We start from the raw sequence: 16658 nt of genomic DNA, 5'->3' as shown, positions 1-16658 counted from the left end.
AGTGGGTGCTGCCGGTGATGAAGCTGATGTCGGCGCTCGGCACCGACACCTTCTACCTGCTGTGCCTGCCTCTGCTCTACTGGTGCGTCAACCCCGCGCTCGCGCTGCGCCTCGGCCTCACCGTGATGGTGGCGGCGGCCACGAACGCGCTCGCCAAGCTGGCCTGGCACCAGCCGCGACCGTACTGGGTCGACGGGCGCGTCCGCCCGCTGTCGTTGGAGGGCGCGTTCGGGCTGCCGTCGGGGCACGCCCAGAGCGGCACGGCGGGGCTCGGCCGGCTCGCCTGGCTGTCGGGCAGGCCGTGGGCGTGGTGGGCGGCGGGCGGGCTCGTCGGGCTGGTGTGCGTGAGCCGGGTCTACCTCGGCGTGCACTTCATCTCCGACGTCGTGACGGGGGTGATGTTCGGACTGGCCGTGCTGGTGCTCGTCGTGAAGCTGGAGCGCCCGGCCATGGTGTGGTGGCGGCGGCAGGCGCTGTGGGCGCAGCTGACCGCCTCCGCGGCGTTGTCGTTCGTGCTGATCGGCGCCGCCGCGCTCATCAACGCCTCCTACGCCGGCTGGTCGCCGCCCCCCGCGTGGAGCACGGCCGGCGCCATCGACCCCGAGAACCTCGACCGGGTCGTCATCCTCGCCGGGCTGCTGGCCGGCACGCTGGTGGGCGCCTCGGTCATGCACCGGATCGGCTGGTTCGACGTGGGCGGGCCGGCGGGCGTGCGCGCCGCCCGCTGGCTGCTCGGCATGCTAGTGGCCGGGGCCGTCTTCTACGTGATGCGCGAGCTGCTGCCGCAGACCGGGGTGGTGCTGTATGCCGGGTACGTGTTGCTGGCGCTCTGGGTGCAGCTGGGGGCGCCGGTGCTGTTCATCAGGCTCGGGCTGATGTCGCCTGCCAGACAGGTTCAGCCGGTTCAATAGACTGGCTCATCATGGCCGTACAGATCTCGCCCAGCATCCTCGCCGCCGACTTCGCCAGGCTCGCCGACGAGGCCGCCGCCGTGCCCAACGCCGACTGGCTGCACGTCGACGTGATGGACTACCACTTCGTGCCCAATCTCACCCTGGGGCTGCCCGTGGTCGAGTCGCTGCGCAAGGCGACCGACAAGCCGCTCGACTGCCACCTCATGATCGCCGAGCCCGACCGCTGGGCGCCACAATACGCGGAGGCGGGCGCCGGCAGCGTCACCGTCCACGCGGAGGCGTCCCGTGCCCCTGTCCGCACACTGCGCGAGATTCGCGCGCTCGGGGCGCGGGCGGGTCTCGCGCTCAACCCGGCGACGGCCGTCGAGCCGTTCGAGGACCTGCTGGGCGAGGTCGACATGCTGCTGCTGATGACCGTCGAGCCGGGGTTCGGCGGGCAGAAGTTCCTCGACGTGGTGCTGCCGAAGCTGCGGCGGGCACGCGAGCTCGTCGACAAGCACGGCGGGCACGTGTGGCTGCAGGTGGACGGTGGCGTGGACGGCGAGACCGTCGAGCGCTGCGCCGAGGCGGGCGCCGACGTGTTCGTGGCGGGCAGCGCCGTCTACGGCGCGTCCGACCCGGCGGCCGCCATCGACGAGCTTCGGGCCGCGGCCGAGCGGGCCGGCGCGTGACATGAAGTGCCCGCTGTCTGGGTAACTATTCACTTATGGGCGACCATGGCATCTTCGGGCCCCGCTCGGTGACGTGGCGGGTGATGGGCGAGCCGATTCTGCTGGTGGGCGGCATTCGCGCCCTGCTGATGCAGGGGCTGCACCCGAGGGCGATGCGCGGGGTGCTGCAGAACTCCGCGCTCATGGATCCGAACGAAGCCTGGTCGAGGTTCGTCCGCACGACCGAGTTCGTACGCGTGCGCACCTACGGCACCCGCGCCGAGGTCGAGCGGGCCGGCCGCCGCGTACGCAAGATCCATGCCAAGCTGACCGCCCACGACCCCGACACCGGCACCACGTTCCGCCTCGACGAGCCCGACGCGCTGCGCTGGGTGCACGTCGGCGAGGTCGACTCCTACCTGTCGGTCGCCCGCAGAGCGGGGGTGCGGCTGACGGACGACGAGGCCGACGCGTTCGTCGCGGAGTGGCGGCGGGCGGCCGAGGTGGTGGGGCTGCGGGCCGAGGAGGTGCCCGGCTCGGTGGCGGAGTTGCGCGCGTACATCGACGCCGAGCGGCCAGGCCTGCGCTTCGTCCCCGAGGCGGCCCATCCGCTGCGCCTGTCGCTCAACGCCCCCCTGCCCGCGCTGCTCACGCCGCTCAAGCCGGCGATGCCGGCGTTGACGCTGCTCGCGTTCGCCACGCTGCCGCGCTGGGCGCGGCGGTTGTACGGGCTGCCCGCCACGCCGGTCGGCGACCTGTGGGCGACGGCCACGCTGCGGACCCTGCACACGGGGCTCGGGCTGGTTCCCGGGCACGTCCTGCACAGCCCGGCGGCCAAGCGCGCGCAGCGCATCATGGCCGCGTAACGGGCGGACCAAGCGGTCGGTTGGTCATTTCGCCCGGGGCGGTCGCGCGCCCGGATCAGGGCATGGCAAACTGGTAGAAGAGCTAGCGTGCTCCGGGGTCGGTGAAAGTCCGAACCGGCGGTGACAGTCCGCGACCCGGCCGATGCCATCGGCCGGTTGACCCGGTGTAATTCCGGGACCGACGGTTAAAGTCCGGATGGGAGGAAGCGCGCGAGGTGTCCGGTGTCCCAGCCGGGCGCCTGCTGTGGTGCACGGGTGCACCATCGCACGTCCCCCGGGGCCCGCCGTGGCGAGAAGCTACTGGCGAGTAGGAGACCCGGGTGGAGACTCCCGAGCAGGACGCCGCGCACATGGCGCGCGCCGTCGAGCTGGCCGGACACGGGCACGGCAGCACCAGTCCCAATCCCGTCGTGGGCTGCGTCGTGCTCGACGCGGCCGGCCAGGTGGCGGGCGAGGGCTTCCACGCCTACGCCGGCGGCCCGCACGCCGAGGTCGCCGCGCTGGCGCAGGCGGGAGAGCGCGCCCGCGGCGGCACCGCCTACGTGACCCTCGAACCGTGCGACCACACCGGCCGGACGGGTCCGTGCAGCCGGGCCCTGCTCGACGCGGGGGTCGCGCGGGTGGTGATCGCGGTGACCGACCCCAACCCGAAGGCCGCGGGCGGCGCCGCGCGGCTGCGGGCGCACGGGGTGTCCGTGACGTCCGGCGTGCTCGCCGGCGCGGCCGAGCGCGGCAACGAGGAGTGGCTCACGTACGCGCGGCTCGGGCGTTCCCACGTGACCTGGAAGTTCGCCGCGACCCTCGACGGCAGGTCGGCCGCCGAGGACGGCACCAGCCAGTGGATCACCTCCCCTGAGGCGCGGGCCGACGTGCACCGGATGCGCGCCGCGGCCGACGCCATCGTGGCCGGGATCGGCACCGTCCTGGCCGACGACCCCGGCCTCACCGCCCGGGTGCGTGACGGAAGCGGTCGGACGCCGTTGCGGGTCGTCATCGACACCGAGGGCCACACCCCTCAGCACGCCAGGGTGCTCGACGACAAGGCGCCCACGCTCGTCGCGGTGGCCGAGGACGCCCGCACCCCGCTCAAGGCCGACCTGCTGCGCCTGCCCCGCCACGAAGGCGGCCTCGACCTGGGCGCCCTGCTGCGTGAGCTGGCCGCGCGCGAGGTGGTCGGCGTGTTCCTGGAGGGCGGCCCCACGCTGGCCGGCTCGTTCGTCAGGCAGGGCCTGGCCGACCGGGTGCTCGCCTACGTGGCGCCCGCGCTGCTCGGCTCGGGCAAGGCCGCGCTCGGCGCGGCGGGGGTGGGCACGATCGGCGACGTCCACCGCCTGACCTTTGATGACTTTTCCCTCATCGGGCCGGATCTTCGGCTGATCGCGCGGCCCGCCCACCCATCCAGCAGGGAGCAGTGATGTTCACCGGAATCATCGAGGAAAAGGGCGAGGTCGTGGCCATCGAGCGGACGGGAGGCGGCGCCCTGCTGTCCGTACGCGGGCCGCTCGTCACCTCCGACGCCCGCCACGGCGACTCGATCGCGGTCAACGGCGTGTGCCTCACGGTCGTGACGGCCGAGCGCGACGTGTTCACCGTCGACGTGATCAGGGAGTCGCTCGACCGCAGCTCGCTGGGCACGCTGACCGAGGGCTCCGCCGTCAACCTGGAGCGCTCCGTACGCGCCGACCAGCGCCTGGGCGGCCACATCGTGCAGGGCCACGTGGACGGCACCGCCACGCTGCTGTCCAGGGAGCCGGGTGAGAGCTGGGACGACGTGCGGTTCTCGCTGCCGCGGCCGCTCGCCCGCTACGTCGCGGAGAAGGGCTCGATCGCAATCGACGGAATCAGCCTGACGGTCACGACGGTTGACGACGAAAGCTTCGGCGTGAGCCTCATCCCGACCACGTTGAAGCTCACCACTCTGGGCGACCGTCAGGTGGGCGACGTGGTGAACATCGAGGTCGACGTGATCGCCAAATATGTGGAGAGGCTGGTGGCCAGGCAGTGAACTGGGCAAACGCCGGATTTGAGATATTCGGCACCCGTGTGTTGTGGACCGACCTGGTGGGCAACATCGCCGCCCTGTCGACGGTCCTGCTCGCCATCCGCAAGTCGATGTGGACGTGGCCGGTCCAGTTCACCGGCGCGGTGTTGTTGTTCGTGGCCTCCGTCAACGCGCACATCACCGGCAACGCGCTCAAGCAGGCGATGTTCGCCGGGCTGGCGATCTACCGATGGTGGGCCTGGCGGCGTGGCACCGAGAACGGCAGGCAGTTGGCCGTCCGCCCGGCGCAGTGGTGGGAACGACTCGTCCTGATCGGTTGCATGGTGCTGGGCACCGCCGCGGTCGGCCTGCACTTCTATGTCACGGGCCTGTCGTGGGGCGCCAAGGTGCCGCTGCCCGAGGGCGCCCTCCTGGTGGCCGCCGACGCCTACATCTTCGTCGGCAGCGCGATGGCCACCTGGGCCCAGGGCAGGGCGCTGGTGGACTTCTGGATCGTATGGGTGGCCGTCGACCTCGTGGGGGTACCGGTGGCGTTCTACTCGGGACTGGTGGTCTCCGGATACGTGTACGCCGTGTTCTTCGTGCTGGTGCTCGTCGGGTTCGTGAAGTGGCTGAGAGAATCCCGCACGACCCGGCTCCAGGTGGCGGTGGCCCCGTGAACGACATCACGCTCGACCCCATCGAACGCGCCGTCGAGGACATCCGCGCCGGCAAACCCGTCGTGGTCGTCGACGACGAGAGCAGGGAGAACGAAGGCGACCTCATCTTCGCCGCCGCCAAGGCCACGCCCGACCTGTGCACGTTCACGATCCGGCACACCAGCGGCATGATCTGCGTGGCCATGGAGGGCGAGGAACTCGACCGGCTCGGCCTGCCGCTCATGGTGTTCCACAACACGGAGCGCATGCGCACGGCGTACACGATCACCGTGGACGCGCGCGACGGCGTCACCACGGGCATCTCCGCCGCCGACCGGGCCCGGACCATCCGCACGCTCGCCGATTCCGCCACCGAGCCCGAGGAGCTCGTACGCCCCGGCCACGTCTTCCCGCTGCGCTACCGCGAGGGCGGCGTGCTGGCCAGGCGCGGCCACACCGAGGCGGCGGTCGACCTGGCCAGGGCGGCGGGGTTGTCGGCGGCGGGCGCGCTGGCCGAGGTCGTCAACGACGACGGCACCATGGCCAGGCTGCCCGAGCTGCGCCGCTTCGCAGACGAGCACGACCTGGCCCTCGTCTCGATCGAGCAGCTCGTCGACCACCGCCGGCGCGAGGAGAGCATGGTCACCCGGGTCGCCGAGACGCGGCTGCCCAACGCTCACGGCCTGTGGCGGGCCTACGGCTACGCCAGCGCGCTCGACGGCGGCGAGCACGTGGCCCTCGTCTACGGCGACCTGGCCGGCGGCGAGAACATCCTGGTCAGGGCCCACTCCGAATGCCTGACCGGCGACGTGTTCGGCTCGCTGCGCTGCGACTGCGGGGTGCAGCTCGACCACGCGATGGCGGCCATCGCGAGTGAGGGCCGCGGCGTGGTCGTCTACCTGCGCGGTCACGAGGGCAGGGGCATCGGGTTGCTGGCCAAGCTGAGGGCGTACAGCCTGCAGGACAACGGCAGCGACACCGTCGACGCCAACGTGGAGCTCGGGTTGCCGGTGGACGCGCGCGAGTTCTCCAACGCGGCCCAGATCCTCGCCGACCTCGGGGTGAAGTCGGTGCGGCTGCTCACCAACAACCCGGCCAAGCTGAAGGGCATGGACGGCTACGGCATCAAGGTGCTCGGCCGTGAGCCCATGCCGGTGGCCATGAACGCCCACAACGAACGGTACCTCCGGGCCAAGCGCGACCGGCTGGGCCATGACATCGCGACATCCGGGGAGGCGTCATGAGCGGTGAAGGACGGCCGGGGGCGCCGGCGCCGGACGCGTCCGGGCTGACGGTGGGCGTGGTGGCGGCGAGCTGGCACGCCACGATCACCGACCAGCTCGTGGCGCGGGCGGTGCAGGCGTGCGACGACAGCGGCGCCGTGGCGACGGTGGTGCGGGTGCCCGGGTCGCTGGAGATTCCGGTGGTGGCCCAGGCGCTGGCCCGCCGCTGCGACGCCGTCGTGGCGCTGGGCGCGGTCATCAGGGGCGAGACCGCCCACTTCGACTACGTCTGCGACTCGGTGACCTCCGGTCTGACCCGGATCTCGCTGGACGAGCGCACGCCGGTCGGCAACGGCGTGCTCACCTGTGAGACGCTCGACCAGGCGCTCGCCCGTTCCGGCCTGCCGGGCAGCAAGGAGGACAAGGGGTACGAGTCGGCCGTGGCCGCGCTCGAGACCGCCCTCCTGCTCCGGGACCTCCGGTAACGTGCGGTAGGTTTCCCTCGTGTCGCAGCCCGCTCCGCCCCTGCCCGTCACCTGGCGCCCGCGCCGGGCGAGGATCGTCGCCTACGGATTCGCCGTGCTGATCGTGCTCGGGGCCGTGGTCATGGCCATCTTCATCGCCGAGCCGTTCAAGCTGCCCGACCGGGTGGCGATCGTGGCGTTCGGGTGCGCGGTGGCCTACGTGCTGCACCTGCTGGGGCGGGTGCGGGTGGTGGCCGACGAGGAGGGCGTCACGATCGTCAACGCCGTACGCACCCACCGCTACAGCTGGCCGGAGATCCTCGACGTCACGCTCCTCGTGGGCGACCCGTGGCCGCGCATCGACGTCTCCGACGGACGCACGATCGGCGCCATGGGCATCCAGGGCTCGGAGAAGGCTCGCGCCCGCCAGGCCACGGCGGAGCTCGAGGCGCTGATCCGTGAGCGCGGCGAGGCGCGCGAGGAATAGCCGGTCGGCGGCTCTGCCGGTGGGCGGGGGGCGGCGTAGCCTGAAAGCGTGCTACGGCGGACAATCAAGGCAATGGACATCGAGTCGCCGGACAAGCTGATCGAGCTCCTCGACCGCCACGCCTACCTTGCGGACGAAGGGCTGGCCACGGCGGCCTTTCTCGCGCTGCGGATGGGAAGGCCGCTGTTCCTCGAAGGAGAGGCAGGCGTCGGGAAGACCGAGCTGGCCAAGACCCTCGCGACGCTGCTGAAAGCGCCGCTCATCAGGCTCCAGTGCTATGAGGGGCTGGACGCGGCCCAGGCCCTGTACGACTGGGACTTCGCCCGCCAGCTCCTCCACCTCAAGGCCGCGGAGGCCGCCGGGATCACCGACGTGAACCGGCTCGAAGGGGAGATCTACGACCGGCGGTTCCTGATCGCCAGACCGCTGCTGAAGGCCGTCGAGACGCAGCCGAGCGTGTTGCTCGTGGACGAGATCGACCGGGCCGACGACGAGTTCGAGGCGTTCCTGCTGGAGGTGCTCTCCGACTTCACGATCTCCATCCCCGAGCTGGGCACCGTCAGGGCTTCGACGCCGCCGGTGGTCGTGGTGACCTCCAACAGGACGCGGGAGGTGCACGACGCGCTGAAAAGACGCTGCCTCTACCACTGGCTGGAACATCCGAGCTTCGACCGCGAGGTCGCGATCCTGCTGCGCCGCCTGCCCGCCTGCACCGAGACGCTGGCCATGCAGGTGGCGCGGGCGGCCGAGCGGCTGCGCCAGGCCGACCTGGTCAAGCCGCCCGGAGTGGCCGAGACGCTCGACTGGACCGAGGCGCTGCTGACGCTCGGCGCCAAGGAGCTCGACCCGGGCAGGGCCGCGGCCACGCTGGGCGCGGCCCTGAAATACCGCGAGGACGTCGCCACCGTGCTCGGGAACGGGCTGCTCGCCCATGGATGAGCTGGCCGCCACCATGACGGGGTTCGCCAGGACGCTGCGGGCCGCCGGCGTCGCGGCCGACCACGAGCGCACCCAGAACCTGCTGAGGGCACTCGACCATCTCGACGTGAGCGACCAGGGCGAGGTCTACTGGGCCGGGCGGCTCACGCTGTGCGCGACGCCTGACGACCTGCCGCGCTATGACCGGTGCTTCGCCGCCTACTTCGGCGGGCGGCGGGCGGGCGTCGCCCGTACGAGCACGACCAGCGTCACCCGGCACCTCGCCGCGGAGGCCGAGACGCGCGCGGACGGCGAGGACGACGAGAGGGCGGCGCCGGCCACGGCGAGCCGCGTGGAGGTGCTGCGGCACCGCGACGTGGCCCGGCTGACGGAGGCCGAGCGGGCCGAGGTGCACCGGATGCTCTCCCTGCTGCGCGCCGGGCGGGCACGGCGGCGTTCGCGCCGGTTCGAGAGCGCCCACCGGGGCGTGCTCGACCAGCGGCGCACCATCCGCGACGCCCTCAGGAAGGGCGAGGTGGCCCGGCTCAGGCACCGCAGGCACACCACCAGGCCGCGCACGGTGGTGCTCTTCGTCGACGTCAGCGGCTCCATGGCCCCGTACGCCGAGACGCTGCTCCGCTTCGCCCACGCGCTGGTCAGGAGCGAGCCCAGGGCCACCAGGGTCTATTCCGTCGGCACCCGCCTGACCCCGATCACCACCGAGTTGCGCCACCGCGACCCGGGCACGGCGCTGAACGACGTCTCCAGGACCATCCCCGACTGGAGCGGCGGGACCCGCCTGGGGGAGGAACTGCGCGAATACCTGGCCCGTTACAGCGCCAGAGGGACGATCGCGGTGATCGCCTCCGACGGGTGGGAACGTGGTGACCCGGCGCTGCTCGGCGCCCAGGTGGCCAGGCTGGCCAGGCAGGCGCACCGGGTGATCTGGGTCAACCCGCACAAGGGGCACGCGGACTACCAGCCGCTCACCGGCGGCATGCGGGCCGCCCTGCCGCACCTCGACGACCTGGTGGCCGGGCACAGCCTGGCCGCCTTCGAGCAACTCAGCGAAAGGCTCGCCCATGCGTGACGTGCTGCCGGAGATCATGGAGTGGTGGAGGTCGGGGCACCGGTTCGGGCTGGCGACGGTGGTCAGCACGTTCAGCAGCGCGCCGCGGCCGCCCGGCGCGGCCATGGCGGTGCGCGGCGACGAGGTGGCCGGCAGCGTGTCGGGAGGCTGTGTCGAGGGGGCGGTGTTCGAGCTTGCCACGGAGGTGGTCACGGAGACCGGCCGGCCCGTGCTCCAGCGGTACGGCGTCAGCGACGACGACGCGTTCGCCGTCGGGCTGACCTGTGGCGGCATCATCGACGTCTTCGTCGAGCCCGTGTCGGGGGAGACGTTCCCCGAGCTGGGGGAGATCTCCGCGGCAGTGGAGGAGCGCCGGCCGGTCGCCGTGGCCACCATCGTCTCGGGCCCCGGCCAGGTCGGCGCCCGCCGGATCATCTGGCCGGACCGCTCGTCGGGCAGCCTGGGCCTGGAGCGCCTCGACGAGGCCGTGGACGACGACGCCCGCGGCATGCTCGCGCAGGGTCTGACCGGCGTCAGGCACTACGGCGGCCAGGGGGAGCGCCGGTTGGACGACCTGGCGGTGTTCGTCCAGTCGTTCGCGCCGGCGCCGCGCATGCTGGTGTTCGGGGCCATCGACTTCGCCGCGGCCGTGGCCAGGGTGGGCAAGTTCCTCGGCTACCACGTCACGGTCTGCGACGCCCGGCCCGTCTTCGCCACCGCCAGGCGTTTCCCCGACGCCGACGAGGTGGTGGTGAAGTGGCCGCACGACTACCTGGCCTCCGTGGAGGTGGACGAGCGCACGGTGATCTGCGTGCTGACCCACGACCCCAAGTTCGACGTGCCGCTGCTGGAGGTGGCGTTGCGGACCGGCGCCGGTTACGTGGGCGCCATGGGCTCGCGCCGCACCCATGACGACCGGCTGGCGCGCCTGCGCGAGTCCGGCCTCACCGAGGAGGAGCTGGCCAGGCTGCGCTCCCCCATCGGACTAGACCTCGGCGCGCGCACCCCCGAGGAGACGGCCGTGTCCATCGCCGCCGAGCTGATCCAGCTGCGGTGGGGCGGCTCGGGCGCCCCGCTGTCCACCACGCGGGGCCGCATCCACCACGAGGGCCCATGAGGAGCGGCAAGGTGGCGGGCCTGCTGCTGGCCGCGGGGCGTGGCTCCCGGCTGGGCACGCCGAAGGCGCTGGTGGAATATGCCGGCGAGCGGCTGGTCGACCGGGGTGTACGCCTGCTGGACGAGGGCGGCTGCCATCCCGTCGTGGTGGTGCTCGGCGCGGCCACCGTTCAGGTGCGGGGCGCGGTCACCGTGCGCAACCCCGGCTGGGCGTCCGGCATGGGCTCGTCCCTGCGGGTGGGGCTGGCCGCGCTGCCCGAGGAGGCGGAGTCGGTGGTGGTGGCACTGGTCGACCAGCCGCTGATCCGCGCGGGCGCGGTGCGCGCGCTGATCGCGTCGGGCGCGGGGCTGGCCGTGGCCACCTACGGTGGCCGGCGCAGGAACCCCGTGCTGATCGGCCGCGAGCACTTCGCCGGGGTGGCGGAGCTGGCCGAGGGCGACGTGGGCGCGCGGGCGTACGTCAGGGCCCACCCAGAACTGGTCACCGAGGTGCCGTGCGACGGGCACGGCGACCCCGCCGACATCGACACGCCGGAGGACCTGCACCTGCTAGAGGCGGAGTGAGGCCACGGCCGCGCGGTGGTCGCTGCCGGTCGCGGGGGCCACGCCCGCCTGGGCCGCCGTCATGCCCCTGAACAGGATGTGGTCGGGCCTGGTGACGGGGAACTCCGACGGCCAGGTGAAGCCGAACCCGTTGCCTGCCGCGCTCTGGGCGTCGGTCAGCGGGGGCGTGAGCCCCCGCATGCCCCGGTCGGTGGTGGCGGTGTTGAGGTCGCCGAGCAGCAGGATGCGCTTGCTGGGGTCGGCGTCGATGAGCCTGCGCGCCTGCGCGAGCGAGGCGTCGCGCGAGGTGGTGTGCCCAGGCCTGGCGGAGGCCAGGTGCATGACGTAGACGGTCACCCTGCCCTTGGGTGTGGAGACCACGGCGCGCAGCGCCCGCGGCCAGCCCATGCCCACGTCGAGCGGCTTGCTCTGCTTGATCGGGTAGCGGCTCCAGAGACCCACCGTGCTGACCGGATAGCGGTAGCGGAACATCTTGTTGAGCTGCTTGGCCGCGGGTCCGCCCGGGGTCAGCTCCTGGGCGGCGAGCAGGTCGAGGTCCTTGGCCACCTGGCGCACGGCCTCGCCCGAGGCGTTGTTGGTCACGCCGACGTTGATCGTGCCGACGGTCAGGTCGCTCGGGCCGCCGGGCGGTGTGCGCAGCAGCGTGGAGCCGAACATCATCGCCCACACCACCCCGGGCACCAGCGCCGCGGCGCCGGCCGCCTTGGAACGTGCCAGCGTGGCGGCCACGAGCAGCACGGGAACCGACCAGCCCATCCAGGGCAGCAGGCTTTCGAAAACGGGGGTGAATCCGCCCAGCGCCGGGATCAGGCCATGCCCCGCCAGGGCGATGGCCACCGCGGCCGAGACGATGACGACGATCCGGCTCAGCACTGATCCAGATTAGCGGCTCCCCCTCCGAACAGCCGACACGATAGCCTGTCACCACTCGAACGGAACATCATTCGGTCAGTGGGAGCCCGGCATGCGCATCGGTATGGCACTCAACTACTCGGGCGGCTTCAAGGAGTCGGTGGAAGAGTTGTCCGACTACGAGAAGGCGGGCCTGGACATCGTGTTCGTGGCCGAGGCCTACTCGTTCGACGCGGTCAGCCAGATGGGCTACATCGCCGCCAGGACCGAACGGCTGGAGATCGCCTCCGGCATCCTGCCGATCTACTCCCGCACTCCGGCGCTGCTGGCCATGACGGCCGCGGGCCTCGACTACGTCTCCGACGGGCGTTTCACGCTCGGCCTCGGCGCCTCGGGGCCGCAGGTGATCGAGGGCTTCCACGGGGTGCCGTACACCGCGCCGCTGGGACGCACACGGGAGGTCATCGAGATCTGCCGCAAGGTGTGGCGGCGCGAGCGCCTGGAGCACGACGGCCGGCACTACACGCTGCCGCTGCCACCCGGTCAGGGCACGGGCCTGGGCAAGCCGCTGAAGCTGATCAACCATCCCGTACGCTCCCGCATCCCGATCGTGGTCGCGGCCATCGGCCCCAAGAACGTCGAGCTGGCCGCCGAGCTGGCCGAGGGCTGGGAGCCGATCTTCTACTTCCCCGAGAAGGCGGCAGACGTGTGGGGCCCATCGCTGGCCGCGGGCAGGGCCAGGCGGGGCCCGGAGCTGGGCGAGCTGGACGTGGTCGCGCAGGCGGCGCTGGCGATCGGCGACGACGTGGCGGGGCTGCGCGAGTTCGGCAGGCCGATGGCGGCGCTCTACATCGGCGGCATGGGCGCCAAGGGGAAGAACTTCTACAACGACCTGGCCAGGCGCTACGGCTACGAGAAGGAGGCCGAGCAGATCCAGGACCTCTACCTGGAGGGCCAGAAGGACGCCGCCGCCGCGCTGGTGCCCGCCGAGCTGCTGGAGAACATGTCGCTCATCGGCAGTGAGGGATTCGTGCGCGACCGGGTGCGGGCACTGAAGGACTCGGGCGTGACCACGCTCAACGTGACGCCGCTCGGCGGGACGCACGAGGAGCGCGTACGGCTCATAGAAACGATCAAGGAGATCGCCGCATAGTGATCTAAATCACACAACCTGGGGAATATCCGTATAAACTGGGTAGTTTACGGGGTTTGTGAGGTTCTCTGTCGTGCTCGTACGCCTGGTCGGCCGGCTCCACATCGACCTGTGCCGGACGCGCGGCTCACTCTGTCTCTGATCGCTCCGCCTACGACCCTCCACCCCCTGGGCGTGCCCACCGGCATGCCGCGAAACCTCGGAGCTCCCCGTGAAGAGATTTTCCTTCTCCCTGCAGTTGCTGCTCGGCCTCGTGGCCGGCGTCGCGCTCGGGTTCGTCGCCAGGATCTGGGACGCGACCTGGCTCGCCGAGACGCTGACCCAGGTCGGCGCGATCTTCGTCCAGTTGCTCAAGCTCGCCGTCCCGCCCCTGGTCTTCACCGCGGTGCTGGTCAGCGTGGCCAACCTGCGCAACGTCAGCGGCGCGGCCAGGCTCGCGTCCAAGACCCTGCTCTGGTTCCTGCTCACCGCGCTCGTGTCGGTGGCGTTCGCGATCGGGCTCGGCCTGGTGATCAACCCCGGCCAGGGCATCACCCTCGACATCGGGGCGGCCAAGGCGCCCGAGAGCTCCGGCAGCTGGCTCGACTTCGTCACCGGCATCGTGCCGACGAACGTCTTCACCGCCTTCACCGAGGTGAACGTCCTTCAGATCGTCTTCCTGGGGGTCGTGCTCGGCGCGGCGGCCCTGGCCGTCGGAGAGAAGGCCGAGCCGTTCGTGAACCTCAACCGCTCCGTGCTGGAGCTGGTGCAGAAGGCGCTGTGGTGGGTCATCCGCCTGGCCCCCATCGGCACCGCGGGCCTGATCGGCAAGGCCGTCTCCACCTACGGCTGGGACCTGCTCGCGCCGCTCGCCAAGTTCAGCGTCGGCGTCTACGTCGGCTGCTTCATCGTGCTGCTCGCCGTCTACCCGACGTTGCTGGCGGTGTGGGGCAAGGTCAACCCGATCCAGTTCTTCCGCAACGCCTGGCCCGCGATCGAGCTGGCCTTCGTCTCGCGCTCCTCCGTCGGCACGCTGCCCCTGACCCAGAAGGTCACCATCGAGCGCAACGGAGTGGACAGCGGCTACGCCTCCTTCGCCGTGCCGTTCGGCGCCACCACCAAGATGGACGGCTGCGCCTCGGTCTACCCGGCGCTGGCGGCCATCTTCGTGGCCCAGGTGTTCAACGTGCAGCTCGGGGTGGGCGACTACCTGCTGATCGCGTTCGTCTCGGTGGTCGGTTCCGCCGCGACGGCCGGGCTGACCGGCGCGATCGTCATGCTGACGCTCACGCTCAGCACGCTGGGACTGCCTCTCGAGGGCGTCGGCCTGTTGCTGGCGATCGACCCGATCCTCGACATGATCCGTACCGCGACCAACGTCACCGGGCAGATGGTGGTGCCGGTCGTGGTGGCGCGCTCGGAGGGCCGCCTCGACGAGGCCGTCTTCAACGCGCCACCGCAGCCCCTCGACAGCGCCGCCGGCCGCGCGCCGCGCGCCCCGGAGCCGGCCACGGCCTGAGGCTCCGCGCCCCGGGGACGGCGCGGCGGGCGTGCCCGCTCTCCGCGCCGTCCCCCCGGTCATTCGTACGTCAGCAGATCACCCGGCTGGCACCCGAGCGCCTGGCACAACCGCGCCAGCGTGGAGAAGCGGATCGCCTTGGCGTGCCCGTTCTTCAGGATGGACAGGTTGACCACGGTGATCTGCACGCGGTGCGACAGCTCCGTGAGCGTCATGCCGCGTTCCTTCAGCAGCTCGTCGAGCCGCACCCTGACGACCGGCTCGCCCATCAGACCGTGGCCTCGACCTCTTCGAGCAGGGCCAGGCCCCGCCGTACGATCTCCGACACGCCGAGCGCGGCGAACCCGGCGACGACGGCCCAGAGCAACGTGTCCGACGGCGGGTAGAACGTATGGCTCTCGGTCAGCACCATGGAGGCGAGTGCCGCCTCCGCCACCATCCCGAGCGCGGCCGACACACACGAACCCGCGATCAGGATCCAGCCGATCCTGTGCAGGAGGGCGGCCGTCGTGGCGGAGAACAGCGCCCGGTCGCCCGACCTCGCCCTGCGCAGCGCCCGTACGAGCGTGAAGAGCGCGAACAGGCCCGTGGCCGCTCCCGGCGCCCACATCAGCAGGTAGAGCAGGCCCGCGAGCGGCGAGGCGCCCTGCGGGCGGACCATGGCCTCGGCGGTGACGCCGTCGACGGCGACCCCGGCCACGCCCAGCCCTGAGGTGGGCACGTCGAAGACGCGGAGGGGGATCGATATCCCCTTGGGCGCGCCGGACACGGTGATCGCCACGTTCGCGGCGAGCGCGGCCAGGGCGCCCAGGCAGCCGAGGACGAGGGCGAAGGACAACAAGGTCTCGAGCCGGGTGATCCATCGTGTTGGCATAACGATAAGCGTAAATAACGATAGTCGTTACGTCAAGACGGCGGGAAGCCCGCCAGCCGGGGCGATGGCGGGGCGGCGGTGGCTGCGTGGCCTTATGGTTGGTCGAAATACTGATGTTCGAGTTATTGGCGGGGATATGTCCGACGCGACGGAGCGCGCGCCGTCCTTGGTCGCTGACCGGTACCGGCTTGACGAGCGCATCGGCAGCGGGCCGATGGGTGAGGTGTGGCGGGGGTACGACACGCGGGCCGACTGGGTCGTGGCCGTCAAGGTCCTCGGCGCCAAGGCGGCGGGCCCCGCCACCAGAGAAGTGCTCAAGCAGCACGCTCAGGCCGTGGCCAAGGTCATCCACCCGAACGTGGCCATGGTGCTCGACGTCGGCGACGAGGACGGCGCGCCGTTCCTCGTGATGGAGTTCCTCACCGGCCTCAGCCTGGGGGAGGAGCTGGCCGCGCGGGGCCCGCTGCCGATCGTCGAGGTCTGCGACCTCATCGGGCAGGCCGCGGCCGGCCTCGACGCCGCGCACCGGGCCGGCGTCGTGCACGGCCAGATCGACCCGCACAGCTTCCGCCGGGCGGGCAGCGGCGTGCTCAAGGCCGTCGGGTTCGGGATGGACGGCAAGGAACCGCCCGTCCGCGACCCGCGGTACGTGGCGCCCGAACGGGTCGCGGGGCGGGCGGCGCAGGCTCCCGGCGACCTGTACGCGCTCGGAACCGTCTGTTACGAGCTCCTCTGCGGCCGCCCGCCCTCCACCGCCCACGGTCCCGGCTCCGGCGGCCCGGCCCAGCCCGGCGTCGCGGACACGCCTGGTGGCGCCGGCGGCGGGACGGGCGCACCCGATGAGGCGGGCACTCCCGGTGGCGGCGGACCCGGCGGACCCGGCGCTGCGGGAACGGCGCCGGCGCGCGGGGGCGAGCCTGCGCCGCCGAGCGCGCACCGGCCCGAGGTCCCCGTGGAACTCGACCGGCTGGTGCTGGCCATGCTCGCCGAGGACCCGGCCAAGCGGCCGGCCGGTGGCGAGTCGATCCGGCGGGCGCTGGCGGCCATCGCCAGGCCCCGCGCCAACCCGGCCGCCCCACCCATGACCGGCGCTCCCGGCGGCGGGCCGGAGGCCGGGCCGGGGGCGACCGAGGTGTACCAGTTCGCCGTCCCCCGGGCCGGTGACACCGCGATCTACCAGGCGGGCGACCTGGAACCTGCGCCCGCCGCCGCCAACCGCAAGCTGTTCGTCCAGCTCGGCGCGGCCGTGGGGATCATCGCGGTCGTGGTCGTCGCCATGGTGGTGTGGGCGTCGGGGCCGGGCCAGCGGACGGGGGCCGTGCCCACACCGTCCTCCGAGCCGAGCACCGTGATCGAGACGCCGTTCGACC

Annotated in this window: 20 protein-coding genes and 1 riboswitch; of the genes, 17 read left to right on the top strand and 3 right to left on the bottom strand. The window is 72.0% G+C overall.

Features of this window, described 5'->3' with window-relative positions:
- From GUY59_RS41240 to GUY59_RS41180, 13 genes are all read left to right on the top strand, one after another.
- Positions 1 to 911: phosphatase PAP2 family protein (locus GUY59_RS41240; RefSeq protein ID WP_236668004.1), on the top strand; the 911-nt coding region annotated here is incomplete at its 5' end.
- Positions 912 to 922: 11 nt separating this feature from the next.
- Positions 923 to 1585, top strand: coding sequence for a ribulose-phosphate 3-epimerase (gene rpe / locus GUY59_RS41235; protein ID WP_132330945.1), 663 nt, complete (start codon positions 923 to 925; stop codon positions 1583 to 1585).
- A 35-nt stretch (positions 1586 to 1620) separates the two neighbouring features.
- Positions 1621 to 2430 (top strand): oxygenase MpaB family protein, encoded by an 810-nt coding sequence (locus GUY59_RS41230; protein ID WP_138206994.1) that lies wholly within the window; start codon positions 1621 to 1623, stop codon positions 2428 to 2430.
- Positions 2431 to 2513: 83 nt separating this feature from the next.
- Positions 2514 to 2644: riboswitch (FMN riboswitch) on the top strand.
- Between the two features lie 106 nt (positions 2645 to 2750).
- Positions 2751 to 3845: a bifunctional diaminohydroxyphosphoribosylaminopyrimidine deaminase/5-amino-6-(5-phosphoribosylamino)uracil reductase RibD gene (gene ribD / locus GUY59_RS41225; protein ID WP_138206992.1), complete on the top strand. Its 1095-nt coding sequence runs from the start codon at positions 2751 to 2753 to the stop codon at positions 3843 to 3845.
- Positions 3845 to 4435 carry a riboflavin synthase gene (locus GUY59_RS41220; RefSeq protein ID WP_132330951.1) on the top strand — a complete coding sequence of 197 codons (591 nt, stop codon included), beginning with the start codon at positions 3845 to 3847 and terminating at the stop codon, positions 4433 to 4435. Before ribD ends, GUY59_RS41220 begins: the two co-directional genes overlap by 1 nt.
- Complete coding sequence (locus GUY59_RS41215; protein ID WP_138206990.1) at positions 4432 to 5091, top strand: nicotinamide mononucleotide transporter family protein; 660 nt, start codon at positions 4432 to 4434, stop codon at positions 5089 to 5091. Before GUY59_RS41220 ends, GUY59_RS41215 begins: the two co-directional genes overlap by 4 nt.
- The gene (locus tag GUY59_RS41210) at positions 5052 to 6314 is read left to right on the top strand and encodes a bifunctional 3,4-dihydroxy-2-butanone-4-phosphate synthase/GTP cyclohydrolase II (protein WP_442939077.1); all 1263 of its coding nucleotides are present in this window, start codon (positions 5052 to 5054) and stop codon (positions 6312 to 6314) included. Before GUY59_RS41215 ends, GUY59_RS41210 begins: the two co-directional genes overlap by 40 nt.
- Positions 6311 to 6778, top strand: a complete 468-nt coding sequence (gene ribH / locus GUY59_RS41205) for a 6,7-dimethyl-8-ribityllumazine synthase (protein ID WP_138206988.1) — start codon at positions 6311 to 6313, stop codon at positions 6776 to 6778. The genes GUY59_RS41210 and ribH overlap by 4 nt, the downstream gene beginning before the upstream one ends.
- A 19-nt stretch (positions 6779 to 6797) precedes the next feature.
- Complete coding sequence (locus tag GUY59_RS41200; protein ID WP_171055580.1) at positions 6798 to 7244, top strand: PH domain-containing protein; 447 nt, start codon at positions 6798 to 6800, stop codon at positions 7242 to 7244.
- A gap of 72 nt (positions 7245 to 7316) precedes the next feature.
- A complete protein-coding gene (locus tag GUY59_RS41195) occupies positions 7317 to 8183 on the top strand; it encodes an AAA family ATPase (RefSeq protein ID WP_132330961.1) in 867 nt (288 codons plus the stop codon).
- Positions 8176 to 9252 carry a vWA domain-containing protein gene (locus GUY59_RS41190; RefSeq protein ID WP_138206986.1) on the top strand — a complete coding sequence of 359 codons (1077 nt, stop codon included), beginning with the start codon at positions 8176 to 8178 and terminating at the stop codon, positions 9250 to 9252. Before GUY59_RS41195 ends, GUY59_RS41190 begins: the two co-directional genes overlap by 8 nt.
- Complete coding sequence (locus tag GUY59_RS41185) at positions 9245 to 10348, top strand: XdhC family protein (RefSeq protein WP_138206985.1); 1104 nt, start codon at positions 9245 to 9247, stop codon at positions 10346 to 10348. The genes GUY59_RS41190 and GUY59_RS41185 overlap by 8 nt, the downstream gene beginning before the upstream one ends.
- Positions 10345 to 10911, top strand: coding sequence for a nucleotidyltransferase family protein (locus GUY59_RS41180; RefSeq protein WP_138206983.1), 567 nt, complete (start codon positions 10345 to 10347; stop codon positions 10909 to 10911). Before GUY59_RS41185 ends, GUY59_RS41180 begins: the two co-directional genes overlap by 4 nt.
- On the opposite strand, the gene GUY59_RS41175 is transcribed toward GUY59_RS41180, so the two are convergent.
- Positions 10897 to 11784, bottom strand: coding sequence for an endonuclease/exonuclease/phosphatase family protein (locus GUY59_RS41175; protein WP_138206981.1), 888 nt, complete (start codon positions 11782 to 11784; stop codon positions 10897 to 10899). The genes GUY59_RS41180 and GUY59_RS41175 overlap by 15 nt on opposite strands.
- 91 nt (positions 11785 to 11875) lie before the next feature.
- Here GUY59_RS41175 and GUY59_RS41170 point away from each other — a divergent pair, with 91 nt between their 5' ends.
- The 3 genes from GUY59_RS41170 (at position 11876) to GUY59_RS41165 (ending at position 14414) form a co-directional block, all read left to right on the top strand.
- On the top strand, positions 11876 to 12916 hold the full coding sequence (locus GUY59_RS41170) for an LLM class F420-dependent oxidoreductase (RefSeq protein ID WP_138206979.1): 1041 nt from the start codon (positions 11876 to 11878) through the stop codon (positions 12914 to 12916).
- 58 nt (positions 12917 to 12974) lie between these two features.
- A complete protein-coding gene (locus tag GUY59_RS51570) occupies positions 12975 to 13058 on the top strand; it encodes a putative leader peptide (RefSeq protein ID WP_354534088.1) in 84 nt (27 codons plus the stop codon).
- A 69-nt stretch (positions 13059 to 13127) separates the two neighbouring features.
- Complete coding sequence (locus tag GUY59_RS41165) at positions 13128 to 14414, top strand: dicarboxylate/amino acid:cation symporter (protein ID WP_138206977.1); 1287 nt, start codon at positions 13128 to 13130, stop codon at positions 14412 to 14414.
- 59 nt (positions 14415 to 14473) lie between these two features.
- Here GUY59_RS41165 and GUY59_RS41160 read toward each other — a convergent pair whose 3' ends face one another.
- Together GUY59_RS41160 and GUY59_RS41155 are read right to left on the bottom strand one after the other, a co-directional pair.
- On the bottom strand, positions 14474 to 14683 hold the full coding sequence (locus GUY59_RS41160; protein WP_138206975.1) for a helix-turn-helix domain-containing protein: 210 nt from the start codon (positions 14681 to 14683) through the stop codon (positions 14474 to 14476).
- Positions 14683 to 15288, bottom strand: a complete 606-nt coding sequence (locus GUY59_RS41155; RefSeq protein ID WP_138206973.1) for a DUF2975 domain-containing protein — start codon at positions 15286 to 15288, stop codon at positions 14683 to 14685. The genes GUY59_RS41160 and GUY59_RS41155 overlap by 1 nt, the downstream gene beginning before the upstream one ends.
- A 136-nt stretch (positions 15289 to 15424) precedes the next feature.
- On the opposite strand from GUY59_RS41155, the gene GUY59_RS41150 reads away from it, so the two are divergent.
- Positions 15425 to 16658, top strand: a 1234-nt coding sequence (locus GUY59_RS41150; protein ID WP_161714971.1) for a serine/threonine-protein kinase, incomplete at its 3' end; no start/stop codon positions are given.

It is taken from the genome of Nonomuraea sp. K271, assembly GCF_009908215.1.
GTDB lineage: Bacteria > Actinomycetota > Actinomycetes > Streptosporangiales > Streptosporangiaceae > Nonomuraea > Nonomuraea longispora.
Note: the sequence above shows the minus strand (reverse complement) of the source record. Positions and strands in the feature narration are given on the sequence as shown.

Excerpts from the sequence above, each read along its gene's own strand:
- rpe (WP_132330945.1), top strand. The coding sequence starts at position 923 with ATGGCCGTACAGATCTCGCCCAGCATCCTCGCCGCCGACTTCGCCAGG.
- GUY59_RS41230 (WP_138206994.1), top strand. The coding sequence starts at position 1,621 with ATGGGCGACCATGGCATCTTCGGGCCCCGCTCGGTGACGTGGCGGGTG.
- GUY59_RS41220 (WP_132330951.1), top strand. The coding sequence starts at position 3,845 with ATGTTCACCGGAATCATCGAGGAAAAGGGCGAGGTCGTGGCCATCGAG.
- ribH (WP_138206988.1), top strand. The coding sequence starts at position 6,311 with ATGAGCGGTGAAGGACGGCCGGGGGCGCCGGCGCCGGACGCGTCCGGG.
- GUY59_RS41195 (WP_132330961.1), top strand. The coding sequence starts at position 7,317 with ATGGACATCGAGTCGCCGGACAAGCTGATCGAGCTCCTCGACCGCCAC.
- GUY59_RS41190 (WP_138206986.1), top strand. The coding sequence starts at position 8,176 with ATGGATGAGCTGGCCGCCACCATGACGGGGTTCGCCAGGACGCTGCGG.
- GUY59_RS41185 (WP_138206985.1), top strand. The coding sequence starts at position 9,245 with ATGCGTGACGTGCTGCCGGAGATCATGGAGTGGTGGAGGTCGGGGCAC.
- GUY59_RS41180 (WP_138206983.1), top strand. The coding sequence starts at position 10,345 with ATGAGGAGCGGCAAGGTGGCGGGCCTGCTGCTGGCCGCGGGGCGTGGC.
- GUY59_RS41170 (WP_138206979.1), top strand. The coding sequence starts at position 11,876 with ATGCGCATCGGTATGGCACTCAACTACTCGGGCGGCTTCAAGGAGTCG.
- GUY59_RS41160 (WP_138206975.1), bottom strand. The coding sequence starts at position 14,683 with ATGGGCGAGCCGGTCGTCAGGGTGCGGCTCGACGAGCTGCTGAAGGAA.
- GUY59_RS41155 (WP_138206973.1), bottom strand. The coding sequence starts at position 15,288 with ATGCCAACACGATGGATCACCCGGCTCGAGACCTTGTTGTCCTTCGCC.